Here is a 13655-nt window from a genome sequence, read left to right as displayed (position 1 = left end):
GACACCGCCGGACAACCATTAAGAAGAGCCCCAGCCACCGGCTGGGGCTCTTCGACTTTAACCCACCCACAACAAGGCTGAGCAGCCCGCCCCGGGAGCGAGCCTGCCCTGAATAGGCGGTAACAAGCTCGCCCCCTAAGAAGCCGCACGCCGAATAGGTGAGCGGGCCCTAATTATGGCGTGGGGCTGCCGCCGTTGACGTTGAGCGTTTCACCGACAACGTAGCTGGATTCCGCTGAGGCAAGGAACACGTAGGCCGGAGCCAGTTCGGCGGGTTGGCCTGCGCGGCCCAGGGGTGTGGATTGCCCGAATTCCGGAAGTTCTTCCTTCGGCTGACCACTGCTGACCTGGAGCGGGGTCCAGATAGGGCCGGGTGCTACGGCATTGACCCGGATGCCCTTGGGCGCCAGCTGCTGCGCGAGTCCCTTGGTGAAGTTGTTGATGCTCGCCTTGGTGGTGGCGTAGTCCACCAGCGTTGGTGACGGGTTGTAGGCCTGGATGGATGTGGTGTTGATGATGGTGGATCCGGCAGGCAGGTGGGGGAGCGCTGCCTTGGTCAGCCAGAACATGGCGTACACGTTGGTCTTCTGCGTGTGGTCGAACTGTTCGTCGGTGATCTCGGTGAGATCTTCCTGCGCCACTTGCTTGCCTGCGTTGTTGACCAGGATGTCCACACCGCCGAGGACGGCAATTGCGGTGTCCACCACTTCCTGGCACATGGCAGAGTCTTTGAGGTCTCCGGGCACCTTCACGGCCTTGCGGCCTGCGGCCTCGATGATGCCGGCAATTCGGGCTGCGTCTTCTTCCTCTTCGGGCAGGTACGAAAGAACGACGTCTGCCCCTTCCCGGGCAAAGGCGATGGCCGTGGCGGCACCAATTCCCGAGTCCGCGCCGGTGACGATCGCCTTGCGGCCTTCCAGCCGTCCCGTTCCGCGGTAGCTTTCTTCACCCAGGTCGGCTTTGGGCGTCAGTTCAGCATCGAGGCCGGGCTCGGGCTGGTGCTGTTTGGGTGGCGAGATTTTTTCGTAGGCCGTGACGGGGTTTCGGAATGTGTACTGATCAGTCATGGTGGTCCTCCTGTTGCCGAGGTCTGGAACACGTCATGCAGCTGCCGGGAATCTGAACCGGTCAACGCACGCCCCCTAAAAGGTAAGGGGACTTATTATTAACAGCCTAAGCGGGGGACAAGTTTCTGCCAAACCATGGTTCAAGGACGTAGAGCCCGCCCGAATGCCAGCGAAGGTCCCTAGCCCGAGAAGAACTCTGACAACTCTGAGATCAGCTTTTCCGGAGCCTTGATGGGCCCGTCATGCCCCGAGCCGGGCAGGATGGTGTAGCTGGATCCGGAAAGGATGTCATGGATCTGGCCGCACGCAACGCCGAAGTATGCGGGGCTCTTTTCGCCCACCACAATCAAAGTCTCCAAAGGCAGTTCAACGAACGGCTCGGCCGGCATGTCCGCAGCGATGACCGCCTTGATCTCGCGGACACCGCAAGTCATCAGCTCACGCATCTGCTTGCCCAATGGAGTTCCGGCGGCAAGTTTGTTTGCCAAGGTCAGCATGGACAGGGGCATGCGGGCGAAGGCGCCGCCGGTCTCAACTCCCTTGATGAGGATGGCGAGGGCGCGATCATAGTCGCCGGCCGCCGTCGCGCGTTCATAATCCGGTGTCCAATCAGCTTTGACACTGTGGTTAACGGATACGGCGGGGTCGTACACCGCCAGGCGTTCCACCGGAAGGGTCCGGGCCGCGTGCAGCGCCACTGCGCCGCCGAAGCTGTGACCAAACACATCAGTGCTGGACGTGTGCTTCATGACGTCGTGGAGGTCCCGGATATCCGCTTCAAGCGTGTAGTCCTCCGACTGCGGGGACGAATCCCCGCGCCCACGGCGATTGAACGTGTGAACCGGGCGGCCTAGAGCCTCGCTGAGTTTCTGAGCGAAACGCTGGTAGTCAGTGGCAGTCACCATTGAGGCAGGAACGACGACGACGCCGGAGCCTGCTGCTGCCAGTTCACCGCCGGTGGTGAGTACTTCGAGGTGTCCGCCGTCGTGGGTCATGATGATGTCGCGCGTCATAACTCGAGCCTAACCGAGCGACCTGAATGCAGGCAGCATGCCGCCCCTTATGTGTATAACCAGGGAACGGATCAACCCTTGAAGTAGTCCGAGATGTCGGAGACCAATTCATTGACCGCGGCCGGAACAGAGCCGTGAAAGCCTTTGGGCGAGACTTCCAAGGTGCTGCCTGGAACGGCCCGGTTCAGGCGTGCGGCTGCCACTTTGTAGAACTGCGGGCTCTTCTTGCCCACCATGAAGTGCGTGTTGGGAGGAAGGACGGAGAAATCCCGCGGAGTGTCGGACTCATCGAAGGCTGCTTTGAGTTCCCCCACGCCAGTGGGCAGCAAGTCGCGGAAGAGCTTGTTGACTTTGGTTCGTGACACCACGGCCATGAGCCCGACCAGAATGGGTTCCGGTACGCGGGCAAGTGCTGTACCAGCCTCCATGCCCCGCTTCATCTTTGCCATGGCCTGGTTGATGTCACCGGCATTGACGGAGTCCTCGAACCCTTTGATCCACCCGGTGTCCATGCTGCCGTCAATGTTTACGGCGGCGTCGTACACGGCAAGTTTGTCCGGCTGGTGGGGCGTGCCTGCGAAGGCCTGGGCCGCGTTGAGCGCCACGGCGCCGCCCAAACTATGGCCCATGATGTTACGGGCGCCCGTGGCGTCCATGATGGTGCGGACATCGGCGATTTCCGTCGCCATGGAGTAATTGTGGGGTTGCTCGCTTGACTGGCCCCGGCCGCGGCGATCGTACACATCCACGGCCCAGCCTTCGCCCAGTCCCTTGGATAGGGCTATGGAAAAAGGACGGTAGATCAGAGCAGTGAGGAATGCGCCTCCAATGAGCACCACACGGCGCTCCCCGGGCGCTTCTTCCGTGCCGTAGCTGTACAAGGCGAGATTGCCGCCGTCGTGCGTTTTGATGTCCCGTTCCCTCACCGGAACATCCTAGGGGGCGCTGTCGGTTTCGTCCTCCACGGGACTACCGGGACTACCCGACAGGAACCGGGCGATCCGCGACGCGAGCCGTTTCCCGGGCCGGAGCGGACCCTCATGGAACTGAAGCGGCACCACCGCGAAAGTGATTGCCGGCACGGCACCGGCCAGAATCCGGCCGGTTTCTGCGAAATACGACGGACTCCACCCACCGCTGAGCATGAGAGTAGGGGTGGAGAGCTGCATGAAATCGTGAAGGTGGGCGTCTGCGTCCAGTACCGCGCGCATTTCCGTGACGGCGGTGGGTAGGAGGGAGCGCATCTCCAAACCCAGCCGGGTCCGGGCTGAGAGGACACTGAGCGCACGCAGCGCACCCATGGGCAGATAGGAAATCGGCCCCGCCGTTCCCAGTCCTTGCACCAGATGGGCCCAAGCGTGATCCAGCTGGCCGGAGGTTACAGCTTCCTCGAGCTCGGGCCGCCACCGGCTGTTGAGGTTGCCTGAGAGCGACACGGCGGCGTCGTACGTCACCAGCTTGTTGATTCTGGCTTGGCGCGCGGCCTGCAGTGCTACGAATCCGCCATAGCTGTGTGCCACCACATCCGTGGAGCCGGTGCGTTCCATGACGGTTTGAAGGTCCGCGATCTCAGTGCCCACAGAATAGTCGGGCGGCTGCGGTGTGGAATGTCCCCTTCCGCGCCGGTTATAACTGTGCACCGGACGTTCCAGCATGACGCTCAGCGTCCGCGCGAACGGCCAGTACAGGGCGTCGGTCACCAAGGTGCCATGAACAAGTACGACGCCGGCTGGTTCAGCAGGTGCCTTCGAACCCGGAAGGGAAGCACCTGCAGAATCGGCAGGCCGAAAGGTGTGCACCTCAAGCTGCCCGCCGCCGTCGTTCGTTTCAACCGTCCACGTTTCCACAGCCTGAGTCTATGCGTTTCCCCGATCTGGGCCCCCGGAAGTAAAGGCCCTTAATCACCGGTAAACTTAAGGATTGTGACTTCCGCAAACACCCCCGCCCAGAAAACCTCCGCAGAGCCCATCGATGCCAGCGAGCAAATGCGCATCCGTATGGAGAAGCGCGCCAAGCTGATGGAGCGCGGCACCGAGGCCTATCCGGTGGGTGTAGAACGGACCCATTCCCTCAGCGAGATCCGCGAGAAGTACGCACACCTGGAAGCCGATGAAACCACGGGAGACACCGTGGGCGTCACCGGCCGCGTCGTCTTCGTCCGCAACACTGGCAAGCTGTGCTTCGCCACGCTCCAGGAGGGCGGGGTGGACGGCAAGGGGGTGCGCCTCCAGGCAATGCTGAGCCTGGCCAATGTTGGTGAGGAAGCGCTCGCTGACTGGAAGGCCCTTGTTGACCTTGGAGACCACGTCTTTATCAAGGGCGAGGTCATCTCTTCCCGCCGCGGCGAGCTGTCTGTCATGGCCGACTCCTGGTCCATGGCATCCAAGGCCTTGCGTCCGCTCCCGGTCCTGCACGCGGAACTGAATGAGGAAACCCGTGTTCGCCAGCGCTACGTTGACCTCATGGTCCGCGACGAAGCCCGCGAAATGGTCTACAAGCGTGCAGCCATCACCCGCTCGGTCCGCGACACCCTTGACCGCCACGGTTACGTGGAGGTGGAGACTCCCATCCTGCAGCTGGTCCACGGCGGAGCTACCGCACGTCCGTTCGAGACGCACATGAACGCTTTCGACCAGAAGATGACCTTGCGCATCGCTACTGAGCTCTTCCTCAAGCGCGCCGTTGTTGGCGGCATTGACCGCGTCTATGACATGGGCCGGGTCTTCCGCAACGAAGGCGTGGACTCCACGCACAGCCCCGAATTCACCACCCTCGAATGCTACGAAGCGTGGGCGGACCAGTTCGTCATGGCCGAGCGCATGAAGGAAATCATCCTGAACGTGGCCGACGTCGTGGGGACGCGCACCATCCAGACGGACGCCGGGGAAATTAACCTCGACGGCGAATGGGCGTGGATTTCGGTGTACCCGGGTATTTCCGAAGCTGTGGGGATTGAAATTACTCCGGACACCACGGTGGATGAACTGCTGGCAATTGCTGCCAAGCACGAGGTCAAGGTGGACCCCAAATGGGACGCCGAGAAGATCGTTGTGGAACTGTTCGGCGAGATCGTGGAACCAACCCTGCTGAACCCCACATTTGTTTACGACTACCCGCCGTCCGCCCAGCCGCTGGCTCGCCCGCACCGTGAAGACGGCCGGCTCATTGAGGCCTGGGACCTGATTATTGGCGGCATGGAGCGGGGAACGGCGTTCTCTGAGCTCATTGATCCCGTGATCCAGCGTGAGCGCCTCACAGAGCAGTCCCGTCGCTCCGCTGCAGGCGACGAGGAAGCCATGCAGCTGGACGAGGACTTCCTGAGGGCCCTTGAATACGGTGCACCACCCATGGGTGGCATCGGGTTGGGTATTGACCGCCTGGTGATGCTGTTTACCGGTGCTGGTATCCGCGAAACCATCCTGTTCCCGTTGTTGAAGCCTGAAGGTCACTGATTATGGAGTACATCGCAGTCCTGGCGCCATCCATTGTGGTGGGATTGATCTTCTGGTTTGCCATGAAGTCGATCTTCAATGCGGACAAATCAGAACGTCAGGCGGAAGCCAAGGCGCAGGCCGAAGCGAATTTGAAAAACTCGGGACCTGCCTCCGAGGGGCCGGCAGCTAAATAGCTCAATTGGGTTCAGCTAACTGAAGAGAATCCAATTGCGCTTTGACGTGCATGCTTGCCGTGAACGATAATCATCAAAGGAATCCGGGGAATTTCTGAATATCCAACCCTCCAAATGAGAGGCACCTCATGGCACAGAAAGTAAAAATCATCCTCGTCGATGACCTGGATGAAGGCGCCGCGGACGAAACTGTCCGTTTTGGCCTCGATGGCGTGAGCTACGAGATGGACCTGTCCACTGCCAACGCAGCCTCGCTGCGCAAGGCGTTGGAGCCCTACGTCGCAAAGGCTAGGAAGACTTCTTCCGGTCGCGCAACCAGGGGCCGTGCAACAGCCGCACGTAACCAGGATTCCGCGCAAATCCGCCAGTGGGCCCGTGACAACGGCTACACCGTCAACAGCCGCGGTCGTATTCAGGCTGAAATTCAGGAAGCCTACCAAAAGGCCAATTCCTGATTATCCGCTGCAATGCCCCGGCAGTCTCTTGCCGGGGCATTGGCGTTTAAGGCGGAAGTTTGCGGGAGTCCCTCCCAAGCCTTGGAATATCCTGTGAATCCCCAGGAGTAGCAAGGTTCGAATACCGGCGTGAATGGGGTTTCAACTAACTCGCGGCCAAGGGCGGCCGGAAATGCTTCCGGCCCGGCGCCGCTGTGTGATGCCCGGTAAGGCGACAGGGTGACACCGGCGGCTGGCCGAGGTCAAGGGCTGGAGCCGGATTTATTCCGCAATCACGTCATGTTTCCCCTGTGGCGAACACGCCCCAAAAGTGCTTCTCAGACACGTAGCATCAAAGTACGTCGTAGCTAGGAGTGTGGCGAAATGTTTGAGAGATTTACGGACCGTGCCCGTCGCGTGGTCGTCCTTGCCCAAGAAGAGGCACGGATGCTTAACCACAATTACATCGGTACCGAGCACATCCTCTTGGGTCTGATCCACGAGGGTGAAGGCGTTGCTGCCAAGGCGCTCGAGTCCCTGAGCATTTCGCTCGATGGCGTTCGTGAGCAGGTGCAGGAGATCATCGGTCAGGGCCAGCAAGCCCCGTCCGGTCACATCCCCTTCACCCCGCGCGCCAAGAAGGTGCTTGAGCTTTCCCTCCGCGAAGCACTGCAGCTCGGCCACAACTACATCGGTACTGAGCACATCCTGCTCGGCCTCATTCGCGAAGGCGAAGGCGTGGCCGCCCAGGTGCTGGTGAAGCTTGGGGCGGACCTGAACCGGGTCCGCCAGCAGGTTATCCAGCTGCTCTCCGGCTACCAGGGCAAGGAGACCGCTGGCAGCGGCTCGGGCCAGGGCCAGCCGGAAGGTACTCCTGCCGGTTCGGTGGTGCTTGACCAGTTCGGACGCAACCTCACCCAGGCTGCCCGCGAGAACAAGCTCGATCCCGTGATCGGCCGCGAGCAGGAGATGGAACGCGTCATGCAGGTCCTCTCCCGCCGTACCAAGAACAACCCCGTCCTGATCGGTGAGCCCGGCGTCGGTAAGACTGCCGTCGTCGAAGGCCTCGCCCAGGCGATCGTCCGCGGCGATGTCCCGGAGACCATCAAGGACAAGCAGCTGTACACGCTTGACCTCGGTTCCCTGGTTGCCGGTTCCCGCTACCGCGGTGACTTCGAAGAGCGCCTGAAGAAGGTTCTCAAGGAAATCCGCACCCGCGGCGACATCATCCTCTTCATCGACGAGATTCACACCCTCGTTGGTGCAGGTGCTGCCGAGGGTGCCATCGATGCTGCATCCATCCTCAAGCCGATGCTGGCCCGTGGTGAACTCCAGACCATCGGTGCTACCACCCTTGACGAGTACCGCAAGCACATTGAGAAGGACGCTGCGCTTGAGCGTCGTTTCCAGCCCATCCAGGTCAAGGAACCCTCTGTTGCGCACGCGATCGAGATCCTCAAGGGCCTGCGTGACCGCTACGAGGCACACCACCGCGTAACGATCACCGACGGCGCCCTCGCCTCGGCGGCGCAGCTGGCCGAACGTTACATCTCGGACCGCTTCCTTCCGGACAAGGCGATCGACCTCATCGATGAAGCCGGCGCACGCCTGCGCATCCGCCGTATGACCGCTCCGCCGGAGCTCAAGGCCATGGACGAGCGCATTGCTGACGTCAAGATGGAGAAGGAATCGGCAATCGACGCCCAGGACTTCGAGGGTGCTGCCTCGCTGCGCGACAAGGAGCAGAAGCTCATTGCCGAACGCGCAGAGAAGGAACGCACATGGAAGTCCGGCGGCATGGACGACATCTCCGAGGTTGACGAGGACTTGATCGCGGAAGTTCTTGCGAACTCCACGGGCATTCCGGTCTTCAAGCTCACCGAGGAAGAGTCCTCGCGCCTGCTCAAGATGGAAGACGAGCTGCACAAGCGCGTTGTGGGCCAGGACGAGGCAATCAAGGCCCTGTCCCAGGCAATCCGCCGCACCCGTGCAGGCCTGAAGGACCCCAAGCGTCCTGGCGGCTCGTTCATCTTCGCCGGGCCCACCGGCGTCGGCAAGACCGAACTTGCCAAGGCACTTGCCGAGTTCCTGTTCGGTGAAGAGGACGCCCTCATCACGCTGGACATGTCCGAGTACTCCGAGAAGCACACGGTTTCGCGTCTCTTCGGTGCACCTCCGGGCTATGTCGGCTACGAAGAAGGCGGCCAGCTGACCGAGAAGGTCCGCCGGCGTCCGTTCTCCGTGGTCCTGTTCGACGAAGTGGAAAAGGCCCACGCGGACCTCTTCAACTCTCTCTTGCAGATTCTGGAAGACGGCCGACTGACCGACTCCCAGGGCCGCGTGGTGGACTTCAAGAACACGGTGATCATCATGACCACCAACCTTGGTACCCGCGATATCTCCAAGAGCGTGGCCACTGGCTTCCAGTCCGGTACGGACACCCAGACCGGCTACAACCGGATGCGGGCCCGCGTGACGGAGGAGCTCAAGCAGCACTTCCGCCCCGAGTTCCTCAACCGTGTTGACGACGTCGTGGTGTTCCCGCAGCTGACGCAGGACGAGATCATCGAGATCGTGGACCTGTTCGTGACCCGCTTGGAGCGTCGCCTCAAGGACAAGGACATGGGCATCGAGCTCACGCCCGCCGCCAAGGTTCTCCTGGCCACGCGTGGTTACGATCCCGCCATGGGCGCCCGGCCTCTGCGCCGGACCATCCAGCGCGAGATCGAGGACCAGCTGTCCGAGAAGATCCTGTTCGGCGAACTCCACTCCGGCGACATTGTTGTGGTGGACGTTGACGGCGAAGGTGACGACGCCAAGTTCACATTCGAAGGCAACGCCAAGCCGCGAATCCCGGAGATCGCTCCGACCGCGTAGTCTCTACAGCACAAAGCGCACCAGCACTAAGCCCCGCCCGCTCCAACAAAGAGCGGGCGGGGCTTTTGCGTTGGCGCGTGCCGAGTTTTTGTACAGATAATGCCCATAAGGTGGCTTCATAAGGGCGTTATCTGTACAAAAACTCCGAAGAAGGGAGGTGGGACCGCATGCGCGTTCTCATGGTGGCTCCGGGGACTCGGGGAGATGTCGCGCCCATGGCGGGGCTGGGAAACCGTCTACAAAACCTGGGCTATGAGGTGGCCATCGCGTCCAACCCTGCCTATGCGCCTCTGGTGGTTGAGTCGGGTTGCGAGTTCAGGCCGCTCCCCGGAGATCTTGAGGCACTGATCAGGCAACCAGCGCCCGGCGCCAACGCGTCATCCGCGGGCGTGCCCACTTTCTGGCGGAAGCTCACTGAATACATGGATGACGCCGCCACCGGTACCTTGGCTGCGGCTGAGGCCGGCGCCGACGTGATCCTGGCTAATTCAGTGGCGCCCTATGCGTACGAGATCGCCGAGGCCATGGGCATTCCGGCCATAGGCGCACATTTGCAGCCCACGGAGCCCAGTGCAGCATACCCGCCGGTGCTCATGAATTCTGCCCGAAGCCTTGGCGCTTGGGGAAACAAGATTATTGGTGAGCGCGCAGCTGCGGGCCCGGCTCCCTACGATCGCCCCAGTGCGCGCCTTCGCAAGGAGCTCGGACTGGGCAGGCAGAGCCGCGCAGCCGGTGAGCGCCGTCGTCGTAAAGCGCACGCCACTATTCTTCACGGCATCAGTCCCTCAGTGCTGCCGAGGCCTGCAGATTGGCACGCGGGCCTGGTGATGGCGGGATATTGGTGGCCGGCCGTGAGAGCGGATTGGCAGCCTCCGACGGACCTGGTGGCCTTCCTTGCCGACGGCCCACCGCCCGTTTTTGTTGGTTTTGGAAGTAGTGCCCACATCGACCCCACTTTCATCCTCGAGGCAACCCGCCGTGCCGGAGTGCGGGCTGTTGTACAGGGAGCGGACGGAGCCCTGGGTGACGATGCGATTGGCATTGGGGGCGTTCCGCATGAGTGGCTGTTCCCGCAGATGGCGGCAGTGGTACATCACGCCGGGGCGGGAACCACGGCGGCCGGCTTTCGCGCGGGAGTGCCTGCCATTGGCGTCCCGGTCTACACGGACCAGCCGCTGTGGGCGGCCCGCATTGCATCACTCGGAGCGGGTCCCCAGCCGATGCCCTATAAGAAGCTGACTCCGGAGCGTCTTGGTGACGCGATCACTCAAGCCGTCAGCACGCCGTCGTACGCGCACCGCGCCGCGGAAGTGGCGGCGGCCATCGCAGCGGAGGACGGAACCGCGCCTGTGCTCGAAGCCCTGGAAGACCTCCCAAGTAAGTAGCAGCAGAGCGCGTTTTGAGCGTTCAAAACGCGCTCTGCTGCGACTCAGTTGGGTGAATATGTGAAAGTACTGTTTCACTGTGAGTGAACCACTCTGTGATCTGGTGCACAATCCGTGTTGAATCGGACCATGGACTCTGCTGACACTCATACACGGGCCGAGCAGCCCGAAACCCCGTTCCACGACATTGACCACTACCTCGCCATCCCCCGGGTCGGTGGCCTCACCCTCAGTCCGGACGGCAAGCGATTGGTCACCACCGTGACCACGCTGAACGGCAAAGGAACCGAGTTCGCCACTGCGCTCTGGGAGCTGGACCCCAGCGGCCGGAAACACGCGCGCCGCATCACCCGCAGCTCAAAAGGCGAATCCGGTGCCGTCTTCGCTGCCAACGGCGACCTGTACTTCACCTCGGCCCGTCCCGATCCGGAAAGCCCCGACGCGGACCCCGTGAATGCACTGTGGCTGCTGCCCGCGGACGGGGGAGAGGCCCGCGTGGTCCACTCACGTTCGGGTGGCATTGGCTCGGTCATGGCCGCCCGGGACGCCCATGCCACCTTCGTCAACGCTGAGGTCCTGGCTGGATCCGCGGACGAGGAGAACGACGAGGAACGACGCAAAGCCCGCAAGGACAACAAGGTCTCGGCCATTCTGCACAGCGGCTACCCGGTCCGCTACTGGGATGCCGACCTCGGTCCGGCCGAGCCGCGGATCTTCGCGGTGGAGCAGGGTGAAGAAGAAGCCCCCGGCAAGCCGTCCACCGTGGATGCGTCAACGCCGCTGCGCCTCCGGAACCTGACACCCGGGGTCGGCGGATCGCTGCGCGAAGCCAAGACAGTGGTGAGCCCGGACGGCAAGACCATCTACACCAGCATGACCAAAGCGCTCGCGAAGGCTGACAGCCGCGAGGTGCTTGCCGCCGTCGACGTCGCGACCGGGACCGTCAAGGTCCTGCTGGACCACCCGGGAATGAGCTACTTCCCCGGTCCGGTGAGCCCGGACAACCGGACATTGGTGGTGCAGAGCGAGAGCGACACAACACCCGCGCAGGCTCCCCAAGTGAAACTCCACCTGCTCAACGTCGCCGGCGGCGAGACCACCGACTTGGAGCCGCTCGCGCACCAATGGGACCGCTGGGCCAACCCCGTCGCCTGGCTCCCCGACGGCAGCGCCGTGCTGGTAACAGCGGACGACGACGGCGCGTCGCCGGTTTTCCGGATCAGCGTCGCGGATGGAGCAGTCACTCGGGTGACGGAAGACGCCTCCGCCTATTCCGACGTCGTGGTTTCCCCGGACGGAACCACGGCGTATGCGCTCCGAAGCTCGTACGAGTTCCCCGCCGAGGCTGTACGGATTAATCTCTCCACCGGTGAGGTGGTCCGGTTGCAGGCGCCGGCGGAGCGGCCGGTTTTCAAGGGCAAGTTGGAGCGCGTGGAAACGACTGCCGAAGATGGCTCCCGTATTCCTGCATACCTGGCGCTCCCTGAGAGCGCGTCCAGGGACAACCCGGCACCGCTCCTGCTGTGGATCCACGGCGGGCCATTGGGTTCGTGGAATGCCTGGACGTGGCGCTGGAACCCGTGGCTGCTTGTAGCCAAGGGCTATGCCGTCCTCCTTCCCGACCCCGCCCTGTCCACCGGCTACGGCCAGGAGTTCATCCAGCGCGGGTGGGGCGAATGGGGAAAGAAGCCCTTCACGGACCTCATGGCCATTACGGACGCCGTGGCTGCCCGCCCGGACGTTGACGAATCGCGGACCGCGGCAATGGGCGGGTCCTTCGGCGGATACATGGCCAACTGGGTTGCCGGGCAGACCGACCGCTTCAAGGCAATCGTCACCCACGCCAGCCTGTGGGCACTGGACCAATTCGGCCCCACCACCGACGCCGCCCAGTACTGGCTCAAGGAAATGACCGTGGAAATGGCGATGGAAAACTCGCCGCACCGGAACGTGGGCAATATCAACACTCCCATGCTGGTCATCCACGGTGACAAGGATTATCGCGTTCCCATCGGCGAAGGCCTCCGCCTCTGGTACGAGCTACTGTCCTCATCCCAGCTGCCGGCCGATGAGAACGGCCAAAGCCCGCACCGCTTCCTGTACTTCCCCGACGAGAACCACTGGATCCTGCAGCCTCAGCACGCGAAGGTTTGGTACGGAGTGGTTGAGAGCTTCCTGGCCAAGCAGGTGCTGGGCGAGGACGTTCCTTTGCCGGAGGAGCTGGGAGTGTAGATCCGGTGACGCGGGAACCCTCATTGGCCGCCGCTACCGTTTGTCTTGGTGTTATCGGGACAGGATTCTGCGCAGGTCCCCGTTGAAATCGCCGCCGTAGACAAACCGGGCAAGCCATGCGATCGGCCCGATCGCTTGTGCCTGAGCGATGACATGCGAGGGTGTCCCTTGTTGCTCCAGCTGCTTCAGTTGTGCCTTCCATGCCGCTGATACCGAGCCGCTGGCTCCTCGGTCCCAATGTTCAACCGACGTTGCCGCAAGGTGTTCAGCCGCCGACCGTAAGTTTCGCATCGCCTCTTTGCGAGCTGCGGGACTGAGGTCCCGCTGGAGTTCCAGCAATCGTTTGCGGTTCAGGCGCCAAGCGAGGAGGGCCAGGAGTGCAAGTGTCAGCGTCATCTTGATGAGCCACGGTGCGACCTGCCCGGTATCAAATCCTCGATCATCGGCGACGCCCGTGGCAGCCCTGAAGGTCACGAGGCCGACGACGAAAAGTCCCACAATCAGTGTGCACACGGTTCCGTATCGTGCTGCCGGCCTTGCGGGCACCGGGAGGAAGAGTGCAACTGCCAGGAGAACGATTCCGATCACCGCGGCAGGGGAGGCTACCGAAGCTGCCTGCTCCGCGGTGATATAGGTGCTCTTGCGATCTGAAGGACCGAACATCACGGCTGCTGTCAGTGCGGCCGACAAGCCGGCGCTGAGGAGGAAGCCCCACAATGCCTGCCACAGGATTCGCTTTCGTCCCCTCGTAATGTCGGGGGCTTTTGCTAATGCACCACGACGCTCGTGCAGCCTATGCAACTCGCGGTACAGCCGCTGCCGAACCCTGTCATTTACGGCAATGGCCTTCGCTGCCGCTTCCGAGACGGCGACAACATCGCTGAGGGTGCCCTCCAGAGTGAGAACGGCCTTCTTCATCTCAATACCTTTCCAGTTGGGTGGCACCACTTGAGACTAGTTCCTCCCTGGCGTCCTGTCCGACGACCGGACTCCGGATCATCCGTTCGCGAACCATGTGG

At 62.3% G+C, this 13655-nt stretch carries 11 protein-coding genes; 6 read left to right on the top strand and 5 right to left on the bottom strand.

All coding sequences use genetic code 11. From position 1 onward, the window contains the following. Positions 1-173: 173 nt before the first annotated feature. The 4 genes from EU811_RS03765 to EU811_RS03750 all read right to left on the bottom strand — a co-directional run bounded on the left by EU811_RS03765 (position 174) and on the right by EU811_RS03750 (position 3927). Positions 174-1067, bottom strand: coding sequence for a glucose 1-dehydrogenase (locus EU811_RS03765; protein WP_142937178.1), 894 nt, complete (start codon positions 1065-1067; stop codon positions 174-176). A 179-nt stretch (positions 1068-1246) separates the two neighbouring features. Beyond that, positions 1247-2080, bottom strand: coding sequence for an alpha/beta fold hydrolase (locus tag EU811_RS03760; protein WP_142937177.1), 834 nt, complete (start codon positions 2078-2080; stop codon positions 1247-1249). Positions 2081-2151: 71 nt separating this feature from the next. Continuing rightward, a complete protein-coding gene (locus tag EU811_RS03755; RefSeq protein ID WP_142937176.1) occupies positions 2152-3006 on the bottom strand; it encodes an alpha/beta fold hydrolase in 855 nt (284 codons plus the stop codon). Positions 3007-3015: 9 nt separating this feature from the next. Then, positions 3016-3927 (bottom strand): alpha/beta fold hydrolase, encoded by a 912-nt coding sequence (locus tag EU811_RS03750; RefSeq protein WP_142937175.1) that lies wholly within the window; start codon positions 3925-3927, stop codon positions 3016-3018. A 75-nt stretch (positions 3928-4002) separates the two neighbouring features. Here EU811_RS03750 and lysS point away from each other — a divergent pair, with 75 nt between their 5' ends. The 6 genes from lysS (at position 4003) to EU811_RS03725 (ending at position 12636) form a co-directional block, all read left to right on the top strand. Continuing rightward, on the top strand, positions 4003-5532 hold the full coding sequence (gene lysS, locus EU811_RS03745) for a lysine--tRNA ligase (protein ID WP_142937174.1): 1530 nt from the start codon (positions 4003-4005) through the stop codon (positions 5530-5532). A 2-nt stretch (positions 5533-5534) separates the two neighbouring features. Further along, positions 5535-5708, top strand: coding sequence for a hypothetical protein (locus EU811_RS23745; protein ID WP_011772935.1), 174 nt, complete (start codon positions 5535-5537; stop codon positions 5706-5708). A gap of 128 nt (positions 5709-5836) precedes the next feature. Beyond that, positions 5837-6163 carry a histone-like nucleoid-structuring protein Lsr2 gene (locus tag EU811_RS03740; RefSeq protein ID WP_014920382.1) on the top strand — a complete coding sequence of 109 codons (327 nt, stop codon included), beginning with the start codon at positions 5837-5839 and terminating at the stop codon, positions 6161-6163. Positions 6164-6526: 363 nt separating this feature from the next. Continuing rightward, positions 6527-9019 (top strand): ATP-dependent Clp protease ATP-binding subunit, encoded by a 2493-nt coding sequence (locus EU811_RS03735; protein WP_026541632.1) that lies wholly within the window; start codon positions 6527-6529, stop codon positions 9017-9019. Positions 9020-9186: 167 nt separating this feature from the next. Next, positions 9187-10404, top strand: a complete 1218-nt coding sequence (locus tag EU811_RS03730) for a glycosyltransferase (RefSeq protein WP_142937173.1) — start codon at positions 9187-9189, stop codon at positions 10402-10404. A gap of 129 nt (positions 10405-10533) precedes the next feature. After that, positions 10534-12636 carry a S9 family peptidase gene (locus EU811_RS03725; protein WP_187697074.1) on the top strand — a complete coding sequence of 701 codons (2103 nt, stop codon included), beginning with the start codon at positions 10534-10536 and terminating at the stop codon, positions 12634-12636. 51 nt (positions 12637-12687) lie between these two features. Here EU811_RS03725 and EU811_RS03720 read toward each other — a convergent pair whose 3' ends face one another. Further along, a complete protein-coding gene (locus EU811_RS03720) occupies positions 12688-13554 on the bottom strand; it encodes a hypothetical protein (RefSeq protein ID WP_142937171.1) in 867 nt (288 codons plus the stop codon). Between the last annotated feature and the right edge of the window lie 101 nt (positions 13555-13655).

Source organism: Arthrobacter sp. TS-15, assembly GCF_006964045.1.
Classification (GTDB): Bacteria; Actinomycetota; Actinomycetes; order Actinomycetales; family Micrococcaceae; genus Arthrobacter.
Note: the sequence above shows the minus strand (reverse complement) of the source record. Positions and strands in the feature narration are given on the sequence as shown.

Coding starts and splice junctions, on each gene's coding strand:
- EU811_RS03720 (WP_142937171.1), bottom strand. CDS start 13,554: ATGAAGAAGGCCGTTCTCACTCTGGAGGGCACCCTCAGCGATGTTGTC.
- EU811_RS03730 (WP_142937173.1), top strand. CDS start 9,187: ATGCGCGTTCTCATGGTGGCTCCGGGGACTCGGGGAGATGTCGCGCCC.
- EU811_RS03740 (WP_014920382.1), top strand. CDS start 5,837: ATGGCACAGAAAGTAAAAATCATCCTCGTCGATGACCTGGATGAAGGC.
- EU811_RS03760 (WP_142937177.1), bottom strand. CDS start 2,080: ATGACGCGCGACATCATCATGACCCACGACGGCGGACACCTCGAAGTA.
- EU811_RS23745 (WP_011772935.1), top strand. CDS start 5,535: ATGGAGTACATCGCAGTCCTGGCGCCATCCATTGTGGTGGGATTGATC.
- EU811_RS03725 (WP_187697074.1), top strand. CDS start 10,534: ATGGACTCTGCTGACACTCATACACGGGCCGAGCAGCCCGAAACCCCG.
- EU811_RS03765 (WP_142937178.1), bottom strand. CDS start 1,067: ATGACTGATCAGTACACATTCCGAAACCCCGTCACGGCCTACGAAAAA.
- EU811_RS03735 (WP_026541632.1), top strand. CDS start 6,527: ATGTTTGAGAGATTTACGGACCGTGCCCGTCGCGTGGTCGTCCTTGCC.